The following is a 1,985-nucleotide window of genomic DNA, read 5'->3' on the forward strand; positions in this document are numbered from 1 at the left end:
AATTCCTTTATGAGTCTTAATATATCAAATTCTACTTCAAATCCCCTACCCTTTAAAATCACTAAAGCCATTATCAAAGAAAGTCTTGAAGAACTTTTTTCTATAGAATGTGAAGGTTTTTTTGAAAGTTTAGATGAAAGCTTATTTAATCTAAGTCAAGATTTTAATTTTCATCCTAATGTTTTAATCGATCAAGAAGCTATTTTAAGTATCCATAATCCTTATGAGAATAATACCTTAAACTTTGATAACAATGAAGTAATAAACTATAAGGGAATTATCACTTATATAAAATATCTAGGTATTAATCATGAAAGTGCTTTAAATATTAATGATAGCGCTTCAAATACTAAGCAAATAAAATACAAGCATTTTTTTTCTTTTAAGCTTCAATCAGTCTTGATAAGACTTTCTTTAAATAAAGCCAATCGTATTTATACTCATACTAATATTATAGAAGTGATTAAACAAACCCTTGGTTTTTATCAAGATATCTTACATAAAGAAATTGATTATTCTAATATACATTTTAATTATGAAGAACAAGAACTCATCTCTCAATACAATGAAAGTGATTTAGACTTTATTGCAAGATTAAGCCATAATAATGGAATCTTTTTTTATGAAGATGAGAACACTATTTATTTTTGTGATGTATATAAAAATGTAAAAAATAAAGAAATTGAGTATAATCCTAATATTAATAATATTTTAAATCAAGCTTGTATTTCTTCTATTTATAAAGAACAAAGCTTAAGAACTAATTCTTTTACACATTCTAGTATCAATGCCAATACTCCTTTAAATCTTTTATCTTTACATTCTAATAAAGTTCCTTATGAACAAGAACTTAATAACAAAGCTTATTATAATGAACATTTTTATGAGAGTGAATATTCTTTTACAAAAAGCATTGATTTAAAGACTAAGCCTTCTCTTAAAGAAAAAAGAGCCTTAGTATTAAATGAAAGCTTACTAGCAAAAAGTAATATTTATCATCTTAGTTTAGGAGATTTTATCACTTTAAATTATAAGGAGTTTAATCATCAAGAAGAAATAAAAAATCAAGATGAAGAAAAACAAGATAAAGCTTCTTTGCTTAAAGACTTTATTATTATTGCTAATACTCAAATCTTAATTGATGATGCCATCTTAGCTAATTCTATTAATACTAATGATCATTTAAATTTAAAAGATTTAAATTTAAGTAAATCTTATTCCAATACTTTAACTTTATTAAAAAAGAATATTATCTTTACTCCAAGTTTTAAAGCTAAACCTAAAGCTCCTAATAGCACTCAAGGTATTGTTATAGGAGAGAGTAAGGATATAGAAAGTGAGAGAAATACTATTTATACTGATGAGCATGGAAGGGTTAAGGTAAGGATTAATCTTTATGCCAATCAAGAAGAATTAGATGAAAAAGAAAGTTTATATCATCACACTCCTTTTTTAAGAGTAGCTTCAAGTATAGCAAGTAATCATTCAGGTTTTTATCATACTCCAAGAATTGGAGATGAAGTGATTATTTCTTTTTTAGATGATGATATAGATAAGCCTTATGTAAGTGGAAGTTTGTATAATGGGACTAATCCAAGTTTAGTAAATCTTCCTTTTAATGATCACCAAACTTCTCTTTCTTCTAAAACCATAGGTGTTAATGAAGAAGGTTATAATGAACTTACCCTCTCAAATATAAAAGATAAAGAACAAATTTATTTAAAAGCCCAAAAGGATTATGATGAATTAGTCCAGCATAATTTCACTCAAAGAATCTTAAATGATAAAGATTCTATAGTGGATGGAATTTATAATGAAAGGATTAAAAAGATTCATACTCAAATCATAGACTTAGCTAAAAATGTCAATGTAGGAGGAGAATACTTAACTAATGTAGGCTTATCTAAAGATACCATAGTAGGATTAAGCAATACCTTAAATGTAGGAGTAGATAATAAAGTAAGAGTGGCTAAAAACTCTCATGA

Annotated in this window: 1 protein-coding gene; it reads left to right on the forward strand. The window is 25.7% G+C overall.

Annotated elements, in window-relative coordinates:
* On the forward strand, window positions 1-1,985 hold a 1,985-nt coding region (locus AJ936_RS10245; RefSeq protein ID WP_315940627.1), incomplete at both ends, for a type VI secretion system tip protein TssI/VgrG.

Source organism: Campylobacter sp. BCW_6877, assembly GCF_001762445.1.
Lineage (GTDB): Bacteria > Campylobacterota > Campylobacteria > Campylobacterales > Campylobacteraceae > Campylobacter_D > Campylobacter_D jejuni.